We start from the raw sequence: 18543 nt of genomic DNA on the forward strand, positions 1-18543 counted from the left end.
ATTTCCATCAAAAGCAAAGGAGTCAGCAAAAAAGGCGACCGTTTTTTACGCGGGCGCCTTTCTGGTTTGATTGAATGCTTACAGCAAATCGTACTGCTTGAGTTTCTTGCGCAGGGTACCGCGGTTCAGACCCAGGAGTTCGCTGGCCTTGGTCTGGTTGCCCTTGACGTAGTTCATCACGCTTTCGAGCAACGGAGCCTCGACTTCGGAGAGCACCAGGTTGTACACGTCCGTGACGGCAGCGCCCTCAAGGTGGGCGAAATAATTGTGCAGCGCCTTCTCGACACTCCCGCGAAGGGTCTGGCCTTCTTCGCTGGGTGTATTGAGGTGCTGTTTCAAATTCACGTTGTCGCTCACGGGTGTTGTTCCACTCACTAAAGTCTCGGTCATCATCGTCATGCGGCCACCCCCTCTCCGTCCCCTGTTTCCAGGCTCTTGTAACGTCCGGCAAAGAACTCACGAACGTTGGCGCATTGTGCTTCCGTATCTTCCAAACGATTGAAGTGGGCGCGAAACTCCCTGGCGCCCGGCAGGGTTGCGAGATACCAGCCCACATGCTTGCGCGCAATGCGTACGCCCATGACATCTCCATAGAAGGCATGCAGCGCGGCCAGGTGCTCTAGCAGAATACGTTCCACCTCGAACAGCTCCGGTGCCGGGAGGGTTTCACCGGTACTGAGGAAGTGTTCGATCTCACGAAAAATCCATGGCCGCCCCTGGGCGGCCCGGCCGATCAACAGCCCGTCGGCGCCGGTGGCGTGCAACACCCGCCGGGCCTTTTCCGGCGAGTCGATATCGCCATTGGCAAAGACCGGGATCGACACCGCCTGCTTGATCGCGGCAATGGTGTCGTACTCGGCTTCACCGGTGTACAGGTCGGCCCGGGTCCGACCATGGACCGCCAGTGCCGTGATGCCGGCCTGCTCGGCGATCTTCGCCACCGTCAGGCCGTTCTTGTTCTCCCGGTCCCAGCCGGTGCGGATCTTCAGGGTGACCGGTACATCCACAGCGGCCACTACTGCCTGGAGAATCTCGTTGACCAGGGCTTCGTCCTTCAGCAACGCGGAGCCGGCGGCCTTGTTGCAGACCTTCTTGGCCGGGCAACCCATGTTGATATCAATAATCTGTGCGCCCAACTCGACGTTGGCGCGGGCGGCGTCTGCCAGCATCTGTGCATCACCCCCGGCAATCTGCACCGAGCGGGGCTCGGGATCGCCTTCGTGGATCATGCGCAACCGCGATTTGCGGCTGTTCCACAAGCTCATGTCGCTGGTGACCATTTCCGAGACTACAAGGCCCGCGCCCAATTGCTTGCAAAGCTGACGAAAGGGCTGGTCTGTAACCCCCGCCATCGGGGCGAGAATCAAACCGTTGTGCACTGTATATGGGCCGATGCGTACCGCCGACATAGGACTTCCCTGTTGTGGGGCCGGATCATGAGAGTTCGAAAAAGGGTTGGCATGATACCCGCTCTCGATGACCGGATAAAGGCTGAATTGGATAAAATCTGAACAGTTCTTCTGTAGCGTCCTGGGAGCAATCCAGGCGAAACAGTCATAAAACTGTCGTTAATCCAGAGTCGTCCGTGAACTTGTGCAGCCGATTCACTCAGGCGAGTGGAAACTCAGACTGTAGTTCACCGCTTTCGGGCCGGGGTCAAGAATATCCAGGGCGATGTGAATCGGGGTCTGCGGCGGCATTTCCGCCGCATCCTGCAAGTCACCGCCCAGGTATTCCCCGGGCTTGAAGCTGCGGCTGGCGATCAGGTGGCCGTTGAGGTCGGCGAAGCGCAGCTCAAGCAGCGGGAAGGGTTGGGAGAAGGGCGCGCGGTTATAGATGATGGCGTCCACCACCAGGGCGCCGCTGAATTCCGGATGGCTGCGTACCACCAGGTTGCTGCTCTTGATCCGGGCGATGTCGACCCGGGAAGGTACCGTGCAGCCGAATTCCGGGCACAGTTGCTGGAACCAGGGACGGTACTGGTCCTGGCGGGCCAGCTCATCAAAGTGATAGGCGACGTATTGTCCCACCAGGCCGCCGGCGGCCAGCAGGATCAGCAGCAGCCAGAGCAGGCGCTTGCCCCAGGGCGAGCGGCGCTTCTGCCAGTCGAGGTGGAGCGGGTCGTCCACCAGGTCCAGCAGCACCTCTTCCTTGACCCCGGGCTCGTTGCGCTCGCGGCGCTTCTTGCCGGAGACGGCGGGCTCGTCGTCCTGGTCTTCCGGGTTGGCAGGCGAGTGAGGTTCCAGGTCATCGTCCAGGCGCAACCTGGGCGCCTGGGGTTCGTCGTCCAGGTCCGCGAGGTTGAACGACAGCGACGGTTCGGTGCGGCTGGGCTTGGGTGGTTCGGCGCTGGGTTCGGCGTCGTCCGGTTGCACCTTGGGGGGCGAAGGCTCGCTGTCGTCCCGTTCGGCGGCGCTGCCGAACAGTTCGTCCGGCCAGTGCGCCTCGTCGGCGTCCTGGGTATCGCGCCGGGCGCTGAGGCTGCCTTCCTTGTGCTCGCGTTCCTGGCCAAAGGCCTTGGCTGGCTGGATTTCGCGCTGTTCGAGCTTGGCCAGTTCCTCATCGAGGTCCAGGTGATCCAGGTCCATCTCGGCGGCCGACCATTGCTTCTGGCTGATGGCGCGCTGAGGAGCGGCAGGGGCCGCGGGGGGTGGCAGATCCGGTGCCGCCGGTGCCGGCGCCACGGTCGCTGCGGGAGCAGCCGGTGGCGCTACGGGTTTGGCAGCGGCTTTCGAGGTGGCAGCTTCCTTGGCCGCGCGTTGCTCGAGCAACTGCCGTGCGGCGTTGAACACCTGCAGGCAGGAGCCACAGCGAACCACTCCACGGGCCACGCTCAACTGGGCGTGGCTGACGCGGAAGCGGGTTTGGCAATGCGGGCACTGGGTGACGAAACTGTCGGTCATGCGGCCATCCGGATTATGCAGGCGGCCATTCTAGCGCCGACGGCCGGTGATGCGCACCCAGCCATCAAGGGTGGCGATCGGGTCCAGATCGAAGTCCTGGGCATAAGCCGCGGCGACTTCCTCGCCCTGTTCGGCAAGGATGCCGGAAAGCGCCAGGCGCCCGCCGGACTTGACCAGCCCCGAAAGCTGCGGCGCCAGGGCCACCAGTGGCCCGGCCAGGATGTTGGCCACCAGTACATCGGCCTGCACCTGGGGCAGCTGCTCGGGCAGGTAGAGCGGGAACAGCTCGTCGGCAATGCCGTTGCGCCCGGCATTGTCACGGGAGGCTTCCAGGGCTTGCACGTCGATGTCGGTGCCCACCGCCTGTTTGGCACCCAGCAACAGGGCGGCAATGGCCAGGATCCCCGAGCCGCAGCCGAAGTCCAGCACGTTGCAGTCTTTCAGGTCCTGGCCGTCCAGCCATTCCAGGCACAGGGCGGTGGTCGGGTGGGTGCCGGTGCCGAAGGCCAGGCCCGGGTCCAGCAGCAGGTTCACTGCCTCGGGCTCCGGCGCGGCGTGCCAGCTGGGAACGATCCACAGGCGCTGGCCGAAACGCATGGGCTGGAAGTTGTCCATCCAGCTGCGCTCCCAATCCTGGTCTTCGATGACTTCGCTGTGATGCTCGGGCAGCGGGCCGCCGGTCAGCAGCTCCATGTGGGCGAGTACGCTGGCGGCTTCGGTGCCGCCCTCGAACAGGGCCAGCAGATGGGTGTGGGACCAGAGTGGGGTGGTGTTCAGTTCAGGTTCGAAGATCGGCTGATCCTCGGCGTCCATGAAGGTGACCGAGACGGCACCGACTTCAAGAAAAGCGTCTTCGTAGGTTTCGGCTTGTTCTGGGCTGATGGCGAGACGGACTTGCAGCCAAGGCATGGCGGGCACCTTTGAAAATATGTGATGTGCAGCCTAGTGGGCCGCGAGAAGCGCGCAAGTTTACGCGAGACGCCCCTTGGGAGCGAGGGGGATGCCCTGTGCTTGGTCGCAAGGACGGTTGATCAGGGAATGGCCGCTGCGCGGTTCGCGAGCAGGCTCGCTCCTGCGGGGCGGCGGATACGACAAGGCCGCTCGAAAGCGGCCTTGTCGGTGTGGCGGGTGCCGATCAGTGTTGCTCGGCCAGCTTGTGCTCGAGGTAGTGAATGTTCACGCCCCCTTTGCAGAAGCCTTCGTCACGGGTCAGGTCGCGGTGCAGCGGGATGTTGGTCTTGATCCCGTCGACGACGATTTCGTCCAGCGCATTGCGCATGCGCGCCATGGCTTCGTCACGGGTGGCCCCGTAGGTGATCAGCTTGCCGATCAACGAATCGTAGTTCGGTGGAACCGCGTAGCCGCTGTACAGGTGCGAGTCGACGCGCACGCCGTTGCCGCCCGGGGCATGGAAATGCTTGACCGTGCCTGGGCTTGGCATGAAGGTTTTCGGGTCTTCGGCGTTGATCCGGCATTCCAGCGCGTGGCCGCGGATCACGACGTCGTCCTGGGTGAACGACAGCTTGTTGCCGGCGGCAATGCTGAGCATTTCCTTGACGATGTCGATACCGGTCACCATTTCCGATACCGGGTGCTCTACCTGCACGCGAGTGTTCATCTCGATGAAGTAGAAGCGGCCGTTCTCGTAGAGGAACTCGAACGTGCCGGCGCCACGGTAGCCGATGTCGATGCACGCCTTGACGCAGCGGGCGAAGACTTCCTGGCGGGCGGTCTCGTCGATGCCCGGTGCCGGCGCTTCTTCGAGGACCTTCTGGTGCCGACGCTGCAGCGAGCAGTCGCGGTCGCCCAGGTGGATGGCATTGCCCTGGCCGTCGGACAGCACCTGGACTTCCACGTGACGTGGGTTGGTCAGGAACTTCTCCAGGTAGACCATCGGGTTGCCGAACGCCGCGCCGGCTTCGGAGCGGGTCAGCTTCGCCGAGGCGATCAGGTCTTCTTCCTTGTGCACCACGCGCATGCCGCGACCACCACCGCCACCGGCGGCCTTGATGATCACCGGGTAGCCGACTTCACGGCCGATGCGCAGGGCGGTTTCCTCGTCTTCCGGCAGCGGGCCGTCGGAACCTGGAACCGTCGGTACGCCGGCAGCGATCATGGCGTGCTTGGCGGAAACCTTGTCGCCCATCAGGCGGATGGTCTCGGCTTTCGGGCCGATGAAGGCGAAGCCGGAGTTTTCCACCTGTTCGGCGAAGTCGGCGTTTTCCGCGAGGAAGCCGTAGCCAGGGTGGATCGCCGTGGCGCCAGTGACTTCAGCGGCCGCGATGATGGCCGGGATGTGCAGGTAGGACTGCGCGGCTTGCGCAGGGCCGATGCATACCGATTCGTCCGCCAGGCCCAGGTGCATCAGCTCCTTGTCGGCCTTGGAGTAGACGGCTACGGTCTTGATCCCCATTTCCTTGCAGGCACGCAGGATCCGCAGGGCGATTTCGCCGCGGTTGGCGATCAGGACTTTTTCCAACTTCGCAGGCTTCAACATCAAAGACTCTCCGCGGTTCAAACGATGGTGAACAGCGGTTGGTCGTACTCAACCGGCTGGCCGTCTTCGACAAGAATGGACTCGATCACACCGCTGGTTTCAGCTTCGATGTGGTTCATCATCTTCATTGCTTCGACGATGCACAGGGTGTCGCCCTTCTTCACGCTCTGGCCGACTTCAACGAAGGCTGGCGAGGTAGGCGAAGACTTGCGGTAGAAAGTACCGACCATTGGCGAACGGGCCACGGTGCCGTTCAGCGCGGGTGCGGCCGGTGCTGCAGGAGCGGCGGCAGCAGCAGGAGCGGCAGCGGCAGGCGCAGCCACTGGAGCGGCAACCGGAGCCGGTGCGTAGTACTGCTGGGCTGGAGTCTTGCTGTGGCGGCTGATGCGTACGGACTCTTCGCCTTCCTTGATCTCCAGCTCGTCGATGCCGGACTCTTCCAGCAGTTCGATCAGTTTCTTAACTTTACGGATATCCATGAATCATCAACTCCCAAGGGTCGGTCAGGGGCGTTTATCGCTTGTCGTTCAAGCGTTTGCCTGACGTTCAAGCTGTTCTAGGGCGGCCTCCAGGGCCAGTCGGTAACCGCTGGCGCCAAGGCCGCAGATCACTCCCACCGCAACATCGGAGAAGTAGGAGTGATGACGGAAAGGTTCGCGTTTGTGCACGTTGGACAAATGCACTTCGATGAATGGGATGCTCACCGCCAGCAGCGCGTCACGTAATGCGACGCTTGTATGCGTAAAAGCTGCTGGATTGATCAAAATGAAATCCACGCCTTCATCGCGGGCGGCATGGATGCGCTCGATCAATTCGTACTCGGCATTGCTCTGCAGGTACTGCAGATGGTGCCCGGCATCACGGGCCCGTTGCTCCAGGTCCTGATTGATCTGGGCCAGGGTAGTTGCACCGTAGACCCCCGGTTCACGGGTGCCGAGCAGGTTCAGGTTGGGTCCGTGAAGAACCAGTAGGGTGGCCATCGGTTGTTCCTTGTTATCGGGGGCTGTTGTCAGAACCCGGCGACTATGCCGGAAAGACTTTATGACTGTCCAGTTCTCTGCAATAGCCAGCACGATGACCGATGTTTGCGCAAAATATGTGACCGACAGATTAAATCCGGTCATTTGCCCTCAAGAAGGGGGGCGTGCTTCTTGTCGCCCGTTTCGTCGCTGATGGCGGCGGGTTGTGGTTTGCGCGCCCGTTTCAGAGCCTAGACGCGGAACGCTTGGACTGCCGTATGCAATTGCCCGCCCAGGTCCAGCAGGTTTTCGCCCTGGGCCCGGCCTTCGCCGATGCGCAGCAGGTTGTCGCCACCCAACTGGTGGATGCGTTCGCTGTGATCGCGGATTTCGCTCACCGCGCCGCTCTGCTGGGCAGTGACATCGGCAATCCGCACGGCGGTATCGGCGATGGTCTGGATCGCCCCGACGATTTCGTCCAGGGCGCCATCGGCGGCCTGGGCCTGGCCGGCGGTGGCCTCGGCGTGCTCGACCTGGGCGCGCATGCCTTGTACCGATTGCTGGGCGGCGGCCTGCAGGCCGGCGATCAGGGTCTGGATCTGCGCGGTGGCCCCGGCGGTGCGCTGGGCCAGGGAGCGTACTTCTTCGGCAACCACGGCAAAACCGCGGCCCATTTCCCCGGCGCGAGCGGCTTCGATGGCGGCGTTGAGGGCCAGCAGGTTGGTCTGGTCGGCGATGGAGCGGATCACCGTCAGCACGCCGCCGATGGTGGCGGATTCCTGCGCCAGGTGTTCGATCATCTGTGCGTTGCCCTGGACTTCCCCGACAAGGGCGTGCAGCCCGGTGAGGCTCAGGCCTATGACTTTCTGCCCCTGCTGCACTGCGAGGCCAGCACTGCGGCTGGCGTCAGCGGCCTGGCTGGCGTCCCCGGCGACCTGCTGGATGGTGGCTTCCAGTTCGCCCAGGGCATCGCGGATCTGTGCGGTGTCGCCGGCCTGGCGCTCGGCGCCGCTGTGCAGGCCGCTGCTCAGGTCGGCCAGGGCACGGCTGCTGCCGGCCACTTGTTCGGCGTTCTGGCGGATGGTGCCCACCAGGTCCACCAGGTAGGCCCGCAGGCGGTTCAGGGATTCCTCGATGTCATGCAGTTCGCGGTTGGTCTTGCCCAGCTGGATCGGTCGGCTGAAGTCGCCTTCGGCCCAGGTCGACAGCGCCGGGGCGAGGTTGGTCAGAACCCGGGCCAGCTTGCGCTGCAAGGTGTCGATCACCAGGGCGATCAACAGGATCAGGCCGATCATCAGCCCCTGCATCAGCCGCACTTCGCCCTGGATCTGCCCGTGCTGGGCCCGTACCGCCGGTTCCAGCTCGGCGATGGCCTGGCGCACGGCATTGATCTTCAGCAGGGTTGCGGCGCTCAGGTCGGCGCGCTTCTGGATCTGCTCGCGGGTGCGTTGCAGTTCTGCCGGATAGCGGCTGAGCAAGCTGTTGAGTTCACGCTTGAAGCCTATGCCGGCATCTTCGGCGGCGGCTTTCTCGGTGTTTTCCAGGCCCATCATGGCGGCGAAATCATCGGTGCCCGATTCGCTGCTGGCGGCCACGCCCAATAAAGGCAGGGCTTCGAGCCGATCGGCCTGGGCGCGGATGCTGCTCACTTCCCGTTCCACATCGGCGGCCAGCTCGCTGCGGCCACTGCTCACCAGCTTGTCCCGGGCCAGGGAGAGCTTGCCCAGGTGCTGGGAGGCGGTGAGCAACAAAGGCAGGTAGTTCGCCGCTTCCGCGCTCTTGGCCCCGCTGGCGTACTGGCTGAGCTGCTCCAGGTTGGCGCCCAGCTCGCGTTCGGCCTGCAACAGCAGGGCCTGGGGATCGCCTGCCAGCTTGCCGGCGGCCAGCAGGTCGGTCTTGCTGAAGTCGTCGAGGCTGGCCAGGCTCGGGCGCAGGCTTTGCGCCAGCGGTGGCGGCAGTTCGCCCAGCTCGCCCTGCAGGGTTTCCAGGGCCTGGGCCGCGCTGCTCAGGCGCAGGGCATCGCCGCTGGCCAGGTAGTCTTCGATATTGCGCGCCACCTGGTTCTGAAACTGCTGGGACAGCCCCAGGTAGCGCTCCATCAATAGATAGGGGCGTTCCAGGGCCCGTTGCGACCACCAGAGCGTCGCCCCCAGGGCGAGGCAAACGGCAACGAGCAGCAGGGTATTGAGATTGGTCAGCAGCTTCAGGCGCATCGGGGCTCTACCAACGGCTTAAATGGTAAGCGCCTGAATTTATTGCGTTTGTATTACAAGGTTATGACCGAATCGGTGGATTCGGATGAAAAGATGGCACTTTGACTTGATCGCGCGGCCTGGACCCGATTGCGCCCGCCATGCTTGGCTCGATACAGGGCTTCGTCGGCCTGGCTGGCCATCATCAGGCTGTCGGAATCCTCCTGCATTTCCACCACCCCGGCGCTGAAGGTGCACCACAGGTCCTGGGGCTGGGCCGGGTAGTGGATCTCGGCAAAGCGCTGGCGGATTTCGTCCAGAACCTTGCACGCGGCGTCCTGGTCGGTGTCGGGCATGACAATGGCAAATTCTTCGCCGCCGTAGCGGCCGATGAAGTCGGTCTTGCGCAGGCGCTGTTTGAGAAACAGCGCCAGGCTCTTGATCACCCGGTCGCCCATGGGGTGGCCGTGGCTGTCGTTGACCCGCTTGAAGTGGTCGATATCCAGCATGGCGAAGCTCAGCGGCTTGCCCTCGCGACGGGCGCGGAAACTGCAGTCTTCCAGCAGTTGCAGGATATGTGTGTGGTTGTACAGGCCGGTGAGGCTGTCGCGGACCATCCGCGCCTTGAGGTTGCGCGCCCGGGCCGCGCGGTTGCGCACGGTGGTGATCAGGTGCCGGGGCTTGATCGGCTTGGTGAGAAAGTCGTCGCCGCCTTCGCTCATGGCGTCCAGCTGCTTGTCCAGGTCGTCCTCGGCGGACAGGTAGATGATCGGCACGCTGACGTAGCGGTCGTTGTGGCGGATTACCTTGGCCAGCTCGGTGCCGGTGCAGGCCGGCATGTACATGTCGAGAATGATCAGGTCAGGCTGGAAGTCCGCCAGCTCGGCCATGGCCTGGATCGGTTCGATCAGGGTGCGGGTGACGATCCCGGCGCTGTTGAGCAGGCGCTCGGTGTGCAGCGCCTGGGCCCGGGAGTCGTCGATGATCAGCACCTTATAGGGTTCGTACTGGGCGACGCAGGTCAGTACTTCGATTTTTTCCAGCAGGCTGGAGGCTTCCAGGGTGCCGGTGAGGAATTCCTGGCCGCCGGCGCGCACTGCGGCCAGGCGCGTCGGGGTGTCGGTTTCATGCAGGCTGAAGAACAGCAGCGGGAGTTTCTGCTCCAGGCCGACCTGGGCCTCGGCGGCCAGGGTCAGGCCCATGCCGGCACCGCAGAAATCCACATCGATGACGATGGCCGCCGGCAGGCGTTCGACCATGGACGAACGAAAGGCCGGAATGCTGTCCAGGGACTGGGCGCTGAGGCCGAAGAATTCCAGCTGCTTGGCCAGGCGCTCGGCCCGGTCGTGGTCCTGCAGCATCACGTAGATCGGCTTGCGCAGGGGCGGCAGGAAGGTCTGTTCCAGTTGGTCGCCGTGGCGCAGCCCGGTGCGCGACAGGCGCTGCATCAGGCGGTTGAGGTCGGTGATCAGGTTGCTACTGAGGCGGCCACGGTTGGCGTCCACCGCTTCCAGGGACTGGCTGATGCTGCGGGCCAGCTGGGTATGTTCGGGTTGTTCGAAACGTTCGGCGAAGCGCAGCAGGCGCAGGTTGGCCTCGCACAGCTCCGACATGTCGGTGGTCGACCATTCGCTACGTTGCAGACGCTGCCATATCTCAAGAATCTGACGTGCCTGATGAATTACCCGCTGGGCAAAGTGGTGCTTGAGGCGCTCACGGCTGGGGTCTTCTGGCTCGGTCATATCCTGACTACTAGTTAGGGTGCATGCTGAGATCGACTGGTGGCTCTATGCTAGCACCACTTTTGTGTCCCATGAGTGTCGTACGTCAATAATGTGCAAAGCGACGTTATTCAGTTCCTGACCGACTGGTCGCGTAGGCTCCGGACTGTGCTTCATTTATAGTGGCCAGCTGATTCGCAATCATTGCGCGGCGCGCATTTGCCGGAAGATTTATCCCGTCAAGGCAAGGCACGATGGAGTAGGGTTGTGGTCGAACCGATGAACTCAAGTGATTGAAAGGACATAGCCATGCTGGATTGGAAGAATCGCGCAGGCAGCGCGCCGGATCGTGCTGCCGAACCCAAGTCGGCGACACGCAGCTATTTCGGTGGCCTGCTGTTCAGTCGTGCCCTGGCCACCTTGCTGGGCCTGTATCTGCTGGTCACCGGTGCCCTGGGCTGGTACTGGAGCCAGGAGCCGGCGCTGTTCCCGGTCCAGCAGAACGCCCAGATCGCCGCCGAGAAGGAAGGCCGACAGATGGTGGTGGGCTACACCACCGTGGAAACCCTGAAGACCGTGGTCGGCACCCTGCTGGACAAGCCGGGTGGCTACATTTCCAACGACCGTTTTCCACCAGGGCTGTGGATGGACAACATGCCGAGCTGGGAATACGGCGTGCTGGTCCAGGTCCGCGACCTGACCCGTGCCCTGCGCAAGGACTTCGCCCGTTCCCAGTCGCAGTCCGCCGAAGACGCCGACCTGGCCAAGGCCGAGCCGCGCTTCAACTTCGACAACAAGAGCTGGATTCTGCCGTCCAGCGAATCGGAGTACCAGGAAGGCATCAACTCCCTGAGCCGCTACCAGGCGCGTCTGTCCGATCCGAACCAGAAGACCGCGCAGTTCTATGCCCGCGCCGACAACCTCAACAACTGGCTGGGTGACGTTGGCACGCGCCTGGGCTCGCTGTCCCAGCGCCTGTCGGCCAGTGTCGGCCGGGTCAAGCTCAATACTGCTCTGAAGACCGAAGTGCCGGCCCCGGGCCAGGGCCCGCAGGTCGATGAAGAAGTGGTGGAAACCCCGTGGATGCAGATCGACAACGTATTCTACGAAGCCCGTGGCCAGGCCTGGGCGCTGTCGCACCTGCTGCGGGCCATCGAGGTGGACTTCGCCGATGTGCTGGCGAAGAAGAACGCCACCGTCAGCGTGCGCCAGATCATTCGCGAACTGGAAGCGTCCCAGGAGCCGGTCTGGAGCCCGATGATTCTCAATGGCAGCGGCTTCGGCGTGCTGGCCAACCACTCGCTGGTGATGGCCAACTATATTTCCCGGGCCAACGCGGCGGTCATCGACTTGCGTCAATTGCTCAATCAAGGCTGATCCATGGTCGCAACCGACAAAGAGGCGGCCCACCGCGCCGCCTCCGATGCAGAACAGATTGCCTGGGTCGATGGTGAAGACCAGTTGCTGGGTGCCATGGTCCGTTCCGAGTTGCGCGAGCGCGGCCTGATCGGGCGTGGCACCTACATCATGCTGTTCAACTCCGCCGGTGAGCTGTGCGTGCACCGGCGAACCCTGAGCAAGGCCATCTACCCGGGCTACTGGGACGTCGCCGCCGGCGGCATGGTCCTGGCCAGCGAGAGCTACGCGGAGTCGGCTGCCCGGGAACTGGAGGAGGAGCTGGGGGTGAGCGGGGTGGAGCTGGTCGCCCACGATCATTTCTTCTTCGAGGACACCGGCAACCGCCTCTGGTGCTCGGCGTTCTGTGCGGTGTGGGACGGCCCGCTGCGATTGCAGCCGGAAGAAGTCCTGGAAGCGCACTTCATGCCACTGGATCAGGTGCTGCGGGAAATCCACGAAAAGCCCTATTGCCCGGACTCCCTGGCTGCCCTGCAGCGCTATCTGGCACGGCGTCGCTAAAGTTGCATAAATTGGCGCTGATTGGCTCTTAGCAACCGGGCTTTTTGCCGTTACACTGCGCGACTTTTCAAGCTGAACCAGGCTGCCCTGGTTCAGTAGCGCTGCCCCTGCCTGAGTGGGGCTTCGCGGTCGATGGCACCGCTATGTGCTTCGACCAGTCTTTGTCCTCCCAAGAGGATTGCCGGTGGCCAAAAAAGCCGCATCCTTCGCCGCCCTTGGTGGCCTGGTATTTTCCACCGACGCAGGTCGACATTGCCCGGACTGTAGCCAGCCGGTAGCCGCCTGTATCTGCAAACAAACCGTGATCCCGGCCGGCGACGGCATTGCCCGCGTGCGCCGCGAAAGCAAGGGCCGTGGCGGCAAGACGGTGACCACCATCACCGGCGTGCCCCTGGCCGAAGATGCCCTCAAGGAGCTGGCCACGACGCTGAAGAAACGCTGTGGTACCGGCGGCGCCCTGAAAGACGGCGTCATCGAAATCCAGGGCGACCATGTCGAGCTACTCTTGGCGGAACTGGTCAAGCACGGTTTCAAGGCGAAGAAGTCCGGCGGCTAGCAGCCTCTGTGAAAACCACCTGTGACTGGACCCTGTCTTGATTCGCTCAGGACACCGGCGTCGTCTCCATGGTTTTCACAGAGCCTGTTCATGAACGGTTTCTAAACTCGGCACGGCGGGCGCGGTCTATTGCGCTTGCAGGCTAATCGTCATTTTCATTCTTTAGACTGCGCCAGCCCTGGAGTGGGGCGGCGCTCTATGACTTCTTTATAGGGGACTTCGATGTCCGTACGACGCACACGTAAAGACGATGGCAGCCAATGGACAGTTGCGGACAGCCGCAGTGTCTACGGGATTCGCCATTGGGGGGCCGGGTATTTCGCGATCAATGACGCCGGTCGCGTCGAAGTTCGTCCGAACGGCCCGAGCAGCTTGCCCATCGATCTGTTCGAGCAGGTCGAGGAGCTGCGCAAGAGCGGCTTGTCCCTGCCGTTGCTGGTGCGCTTCCCGGACATCCTCCAGGACCGCGTGCGCCAGCTGACCGGTGCCTTCGATGCCAACATCGGGCGCCTGGAATACCAGAGCAAGTACACCGCGCTGTACCCGATCAAGGTCAACCAGCAAGAAGCGGTGATCGAGAACATCATCGCTACCCAGAATGTTTCCATCGGCCTGGAAGCCGGCTCCAAGCCGGAGCTGCTGGCGGTCCTGGCCCTGGCGCCCAAGGGCGGCACCATTGTCTGCAACGGCTACAAGGATCGCGAGTTCATCCGCCTGGCGCTGATGGGCCAGAAGCTGGGCCACAACGTGTTCATCGTCATCGAGAAAGAGTCCGAAGTGGGCCTGGTGATCGAGGAAGCGGCCTCCCTCAAGGTCAAGCCACAGGTGGGCCTGCGGGTGCGCCTGTCGTCCCTGGCGTCGAGCAAGTGGGCCGACACCGGTGGTGAAAAGTCCAAGTTCGGCCTGTCGGCGGCGCAACTGCTGTCGGTGGTGGAGCGTTTCCGCGCCGCCGGCCTGGACCAGGGCATCCGCCTGCTGCACTTCCACATGGGCTCGCAGATCGCCAACCTGGCGGACTACCAGCACGGCTTCAAGGAAGCGATCCGCTACTACGGCGAGTTGCGCAACCTCGGCCTGCCGGTGGACCACATCGACGTCGGCGGCGGCCTGGGTGTGGACTACGACGGCACCCACTCGCGCAACGCCAGCTCGATCAACTACGACATGGACGACTACGCCGGCGTGGTGGTGGGCATGCTCAAGGAATTCTGCGACGCGCAGAACCTGCCGCACCCGCACATCTTCTCCGAGAGCGGCCGCTCCCTGACCGCCCACCACGCCATGCTGGTGGTGCAGGTCACCGACGTCGAGAAACACAACGACGACGTGCCGAAGATCGAAAACAAGGAAGAGCTGCCGGAAACCGTGCAATGGCTGGTGGACCTGCTGGGCCCGACTGACATTGAAATGGTCACCGAAACCTACTGGCGAGCCACTCACTACATGAGCGACGTGGCCGCCCAGTACGCCGACGGCAAGCTGACCCTGGCCGAGAAAGCCCTGGCCGAGCAGTGCTACTTCGCCGTATGCCGGCGCCTGCACAACTCGCTCAAGGCGCGCCAGCGTTCCCACCGCCAGGTGCTGGACGAACTCAACGACAAGCTGGCCGACAAGTACATCTGCAACTTCTCGGTATTCCAGAGCCTGCCGGACACCTGGGCCATCGGCCAGGTCCTGCCGATCCTGCCGCTGCACCGCCTCGACGAAGAGCCGCTGCGCCGCGCGGTGCTGCAGGACCTGACCTGCGACTCCGACGGCAAGATCAAGCAGTACGTCGACGAGCAGAGCATCGAGACCAGCCTGCCGGTACACGGCCTCAACGAGGGCGAGGACTACCTGCTGGGGATCTTCCTGGTGGGCGCCTACCAGGAAATCCTTGGTGACATGCACAACCTGTTCGGTGACACCGACTCGGTGAACATCTACCAGCGGGCCAATGGCAGCGTGTACCACGCCGGGATCGAGACCCACGACACCATCGAAGACATGCTGCGCTACGTGCACCTGTCGCCGGAGGAGTTGATGACCCACTACCGCGACAAGGTGGCCAGCGCCAAGATCAGCGCCGCCGAGCGTACCCAGTTCCTTGACGCATTGCGCCTGGGCCTGACCCGTTCGTCCTACCTGTCTTCCTGACAGCCCCGGCGAACCCTGGAAACCCACCGCTTGCGGTGGGTTTTTTTTGCCCGCAATTCAGGCTGTGCGGCCTGCGGGCACGAGGTTCAGCGAGCCTCGGCGAACCAGCGGTCGCGGCGCTGCAGGTGCCAGGCGAAGGCGCCCAGGGTCAGGCTGCGCAGGAACATGAACAGCAGGAACGTCAGCCACAGGCCGTGGTTGCCCAGGCCTTGCAGCGCCCAGGCAAAAGGCAGCAGCAGGAGCACGGTCAGCAACATGCCGTTGCGCATTTCCCGGGCCCGGGTGGCGCCGATGAACAGGCCGTCCAGCAGGTAGCTCCAGACCGCAATCAACGGCAGTACGGCGAGGTAGGGCAGGTAGGTAAAGGCGGTCTGGCGCACGTCGGGAATATCGGTCTGCATTTCGATGAACAGGTGGCCGCCCAGCAGGAACAGCACGGCGAACCCCAGGCTGGCCAGCAGCGACCAGCCACCGGCTACCACCAGCGAGCGGCGCAGGGCCGGGCGGTCATGGGCGCCGATGGCGTGGCCGCACAGGGCCTCCACTGCGTGGGCCAGGCCATCCAGGGCATGGGCGGTAAGCAGCAGGCCGTTGAGCAGCAGGGCATTGGCCGCCACTGTGGCATCGCCCAGACGGGCGCCTTGCACGGTGATCAGGAAGAACACCGATTGCAGGGCCAGGCTGCGGATGAAAATGTCACGATTGACCGCCAGCAGCGGGCGCCAGCTCTGCCAGCGGCGCAATGCCGCCCAGGCGATTTGCCCCGGATAGGCCCGCAGAGCCGGCCGGGTCATGGCCAGGCCGACCAGCGCGCCGCTCCATTCGGCGATCACCGAAGCCCGGGCCGAGCCCACCACGCCCCAGTCCAGGCCGAGGACGAACCAAAGATTGAGGGCGATGTTCAGCATGTTGGTGCTGAGCAGGATGGCCAGCGGTGCCCGGGCGTTCTGGGTACCGAGAAACCAGCCCACCAGGGCGAAGCTGGCCAGGGCCGCGGGCAGGCCCAGCAGGCGGGTGTGGAAAAAGCTCCGGGTCATCTGGTCCAGCTCCGCCGAGGGCTGCATCAGGTGCAGCGCCGCGCCGCTCAGGGGCACGCCTATGGCGCCCAGCAGCAGCGCCAGCCCCATGGCCAGTATCAAGCCCTGGAGCAGGATCTGTCGCAGCGCCGCCCCGTCGCCGCGCCCGGCGGCCTGGGCGGCGAAGCCGGTGGCGCCCATGCGCAGGAAGCCCATGGCCCAGGCCAGGAAGGTATAGAGGCTGGCACCGACCGCCACGGCGCCCAGCTGGTGGGCGTGGGGCAGGTGGCCGATCACCGTGCTGTCCACCAGCGCTACCAGGGGCACGGAAATGTTCGACAGGATCATCGGCGCGGCCAGGGCCCAGACGCGGCGATGGGTGGGGCGGTGACGCCAATCGGAAATCAGGGGGGGCATGCAGGCTCCTTGCGAGAGCGGGCATTGTACCCGGCGCCCGCGGGCGCCGGGGGTTAGTGCGGGGGGATCAGTGGATGATCCAGCTCAGCAGCCAGAGGCCGAGCACCAGCCAGATGATGCCGAGGATGATCGAGGCTCGCATGAAGGCGCGGATCGCCGAGTACAGGAACATCAGGCCGATGATCAGGGCAATGATGCTGACGATCGAGGTGTCCATGCCCAGAGCGCGGGACAGGCCGTCGACAAAGTTGCCCCCGGCGTGGGTCAGGGTATTGAACAACCCGCTGAGCAGGTCGACGATAAAGCGGATCACCGAGCCGATGGCCTGGCCGAGCCATTCGAAGAAACTTTCTACCTGCATGTGCGCGTCCTGATGAAAGATGGGCCGAGTGCCCGAGCTCAAGCTTGGGCCATGAACACCCGTGGCGAGTTCCCTGTTAAGCATAGAAGCTGTCGGGGGTTGCGCATTCTGGAGGAGCCGGCTTGCCGGCGAAAGCGCTCTTGCGTCCCACGTCCATCCCCCGGAAGCTATACGCCTTCAGGAGACCCCGATGAACCTAGAGCAACTGACCCAACGCCTGCACGCCATTCGTGACCGCAACGATTGGCGGCAATTTCACAGCCCGAAGAACCTGGCCATGGCCGCCAGCGTCGAAATGGCCGAGCTGGTGGAAATCTTCCAGTGGCTGAGCGAGGACCAGTCGCGGCAACTGCCAGCAGACAAGCTGGCCCATGCCGGCCAGGAAGTGGGGGATATCGTCCTCTACCTGCTGTTGCTGTGCAGCGAGCTGGGGTTGGACATGGACCAGGTGGTACGCAGCAAGCTGGCGGACAGCGAACGGCGGTTCTGCTCATGAGCGACCGGCATTTCGATCAGTTGGCGACCCGTTTCGCCGAGAAGATCTATGGCGGTGCCAAAGGCGCGATCCGCCTGGCGGTGCTCCAGGCCGATCTCAAGGAAGCGCTGCCCGAGCGACCACTGCGGGTGCTGGATATCGGCGCCGGGCTGGGGCACATGTCCTTGTGGCTGGCCGAGCGCGGGCACCAGGTCACCCTGGCCGAGCCCGCCGCGCCCATGCTTGAAGGCGCCCGGCAGCGCTTTGCCGAAGCCGGGCAGCAGGCCACCTTCATCCAGGCGCCCTGGCAGGAACTGCTGGGGCAACTGACCGAACCCTACGACCTGGTGCTGTGCCACGCGGTGCTGGAATGGCTGGCCGAACCCCACGCGATCCTGCCGGTGCTGCATCAGTTGACCGCCGCCGATGGCTGGCTGTCCCTGGCCTTCTACAACCGCGATGCACTGGTTTACCGCAACCTGCTCAAGGGCCATTTCCGCAAGATGCGCAAGAATGACATGGCCGGCGAGAAACAGAGCCTGACCCCGCAACAGCCCCTTGATCCTCGCGAGCTGGCGGCGCAACTTGAGGGCCTGTGGCGAGTCGAAAGCCAGAGCGGAGTGCGGGTTTTCCACGATTACATGCCGGTGGAGTTCCAGGCCCGTGCCGAGCTGACGGATCTGCTGGAAATGGAGCTGGCTCACCGTCGACACCCAAGTTTCGCCGGGCTTGGGCGTTATCTGCATTGGCTGTGCCGGCCGGTCTAACGGAGTGTGCAATGAAACACCGCCTGGGTCTGATCCTCCTGTGTTCGGGGCTTGCCGCCTGTCAGGGCAGCAACCCCTATGTCGCCAGCTCCAACCCGCTGCCGCCGGCCCCGCCGCAAGCTGCGGGCACCTTTGACCGCAGCGCCTACCCGGCGCCGCAACGGGACTATGGCCGCTACCGCAACTGGGCCTGGCTCAATGGTCGCCTGCCCAGCGGTTCGGCCTGGGCCGACTCGGCGCAGATTGCCGAGGCGGTCAGCAATGCCTTGGATCAGCAGGGTTTGCGCCCTGTGCATGACAACCGGCCGGCGGACCTGTGGGTCAGCGCCGACCTGCACCTGGAAAAGCGCCTGCGCCAGGTCCAGGACGACTACGGGTATGGCGGTTACGGCGGCTATAACCGTTATGGCCCGGGCTACGGCATGTACGGCAGCGTGCCGGTGGTGCGCACCTACGAGGTGGAAGTGGTGGTGGTGCGGGTCAATCTGTATGACGGCGCCAGCGGCCAGCCGGTCTGGAGCGCCAGCGCCGAAACCAGCAGCCGCGGCAGCCTCGGCGAGCGGGCCGATGCCTTGCGTGAGGCGGTGCAAAAGGCAATGGCGGCCTATCCTCCCAGTTAGGATCGC

The 18543-nt window shown here is 63.8% G+C and carries 18 protein-coding genes; 7 read left to right on the plus strand and 11 right to left on the minus strand.

The genetic code is table 11. From position 1 onward, the window contains the following. Positions 1 to 78: 78 nt before the first annotated feature. From fis to gcbA, 9 genes are all read right to left on the minus strand, one after another. Positions 79 to 399 (minus strand): DNA-binding transcriptional regulator Fis, encoded by a 321-nt coding sequence (gene fis, locus ABCR88_RS03415; protein WP_003186237.1) that lies wholly within the window; start codon positions 397 to 399, stop codon positions 79 to 81. Beyond that, positions 396 to 1409, minus strand: coding sequence for a tRNA dihydrouridine synthase DusB (gene dusB, locus ABCR88_RS03420; protein WP_011059037.1), 1014 nt, complete (start codon positions 1407 to 1409; stop codon positions 396 to 398). Before dusB ends, fis begins: the two co-directional genes overlap by 4 nt. A 195-nt stretch (positions 1410 to 1604) precedes the next feature. Continuing rightward, entirely contained in the window at positions 1605 to 2903 is a 1299-nt protein-coding gene (locus ABCR88_RS03425) for a DUF3426 domain-containing protein (protein WP_283991131.1), read from the minus strand. Positions 2904 to 2933: 30 nt separating this feature from the next. Beyond that, positions 2934 to 3812, minus strand: coding sequence for a 50S ribosomal protein L11 methyltransferase (prmA, locus tag ABCR88_RS03430; protein WP_011059039.1), 879 nt, complete (start codon positions 3810 to 3812; stop codon positions 2934 to 2936). 226 nt (positions 3813 to 4038) lie between these two features. Continuing rightward, on the minus strand, positions 4039 to 5400 hold the full coding sequence (gene accC, locus ABCR88_RS03435; RefSeq protein ID WP_015633996.1) for an acetyl-CoA carboxylase biotin carboxylase subunit: 1362 nt from the start codon (positions 5398 to 5400) through the stop codon (positions 4039 to 4041). Positions 5401 to 5417: 17 nt separating this feature from the next. Next, positions 5418 to 5879: an acetyl-CoA carboxylase biotin carboxyl carrier protein gene (gene accB, locus ABCR88_RS03440; protein WP_015633997.1), complete on the minus strand. Its 462-nt coding sequence runs from the start codon at positions 5877 to 5879 to the stop codon at positions 5418 to 5420. 48 nt (positions 5880 to 5927) lie between these two features. Beyond that, a complete protein-coding gene (gene aroQ, locus ABCR88_RS03445) occupies positions 5928 to 6380 on the minus strand; it encodes a type II 3-dehydroquinate dehydratase (RefSeq protein WP_011059042.1) in 453 nt (150 codons plus the stop codon). Positions 6381 to 6610: 230 nt separating this feature from the next. After that, the gene (locus ABCR88_RS03450; RefSeq protein ID WP_350404121.1) at positions 6611 to 8572 is read right to left on the minus strand and encodes a methyl-accepting chemotaxis protein; all 1962 of its coding nucleotides are present in this window, start codon (positions 8570 to 8572) and stop codon (positions 6611 to 6613) included. Positions 8573 to 8625: 53 nt separating this feature from the next. Then, entirely contained in the window at positions 8626 to 10293 is a 1668-nt protein-coding gene (gene gcbA / locus ABCR88_RS03455) for a diguanylate cyclase GcbA (protein ID WP_015634000.1), read from the minus strand. A 288-nt stretch (positions 10294 to 10581) separates the two neighbouring features. On the opposite strand from gcbA, the gene ABCR88_RS03460 reads away from it, so the two are divergent. The 4 genes from ABCR88_RS03460 (at position 10582) to speA (ending at position 14881) form a co-directional block, all read left to right on the plus strand. Further along, positions 10582 to 11649, plus strand: coding sequence for a DUF2333 family protein (locus tag ABCR88_RS03460; protein WP_011059045.1), 1068 nt, complete (start codon positions 10582 to 10584; stop codon positions 11647 to 11649). A 3-nt stretch (positions 11650 to 11652) separates the two neighbouring features. Further along, positions 11653 to 12189 carry an NUDIX hydrolase gene (locus ABCR88_RS03465; protein WP_011059046.1) on the plus strand — a complete coding sequence of 179 codons (537 nt, stop codon included), beginning with the start codon at positions 11653 to 11655 and terminating at the stop codon, positions 12187 to 12189. A 184-nt stretch (positions 12190 to 12373) separates the two neighbouring features. Then, positions 12374 to 12745: a translation initiation factor Sui1 gene (locus ABCR88_RS03470; protein WP_015634001.1), complete on the plus strand. Its 372-nt coding sequence runs from the start codon at positions 12374 to 12376 to the stop codon at positions 12743 to 12745. A 222-nt stretch (positions 12746 to 12967) separates the two neighbouring features. Continuing rightward, positions 12968 to 14881, plus strand: coding sequence for an arginine decarboxylase (gene speA, locus ABCR88_RS03475; protein WP_053148866.1), 1914 nt, complete (start codon positions 12968 to 12970; stop codon positions 14879 to 14881). An 86-nt stretch (positions 14882 to 14967) separates the two neighbouring features. On the opposite strand, the gene ABCR88_RS03480 is transcribed toward speA, so the two are convergent. Together ABCR88_RS03480 and ABCR88_RS03485 are read right to left on the minus strand one after the other, a co-directional pair. Next, positions 14968 to 16314, minus strand: a complete 1347-nt coding sequence (locus ABCR88_RS03480) for an MATE family efflux transporter (RefSeq protein WP_041115728.1) — start codon at positions 16312 to 16314, stop codon at positions 14968 to 14970. Positions 16315 to 16381: 67 nt separating this feature from the next. Next, a complete protein-coding gene (locus tag ABCR88_RS03485; protein WP_011059050.1) occupies positions 16382 to 16675 on the minus strand; it encodes a hypothetical protein in 294 nt (97 codons plus the stop codon). A 190-nt stretch (positions 16676 to 16865) separates the two neighbouring features. Here ABCR88_RS03485 and ABCR88_RS03490 point away from each other — a divergent pair, with 190 nt between their 5' ends. Genes ABCR88_RS03490 through ABCR88_RS03500 form a run of 3 tightly spaced genes read left to right on the plus strand, consistent with a single transcriptional unit; the run spans position 16866 to position 18537 of the window. Further along, on the plus strand, positions 16866 to 17171 hold the full coding sequence (locus ABCR88_RS03490) for a MazG-like family protein (RefSeq protein ID WP_011059051.1): 306 nt from the start codon (positions 16866 to 16868) through the stop codon (positions 17169 to 17171). Beyond that, the gene (locus ABCR88_RS03495) at positions 17168 to 17917 is read left to right on the plus strand and encodes a methyltransferase domain-containing protein (RefSeq protein WP_350404123.1); all 750 of its coding nucleotides are present in this window, start codon (positions 17168 to 17170) and stop codon (positions 17915 to 17917) included. Before ABCR88_RS03490 ends, ABCR88_RS03495 begins: the two co-directional genes overlap by 4 nt. Positions 17918 to 17928: 11 nt before the next feature. After that, a complete protein-coding gene (locus tag ABCR88_RS03500) occupies positions 17929 to 18537 on the plus strand; it encodes a DUF4136 domain-containing protein (RefSeq protein WP_041115730.1) in 609 nt (202 codons plus the stop codon). Positions 18538 to 18543 lie beyond the last annotated feature (6 nt).

The organism is Pseudomonas sp. W17 (assembly GCF_040268305.1).
GTDB classification, from domain to species: domain Bacteria; phylum Pseudomonadota; class Gammaproteobacteria; order Pseudomonadales; family Pseudomonadaceae; genus Aquipseudomonas; species Aquipseudomonas protegens.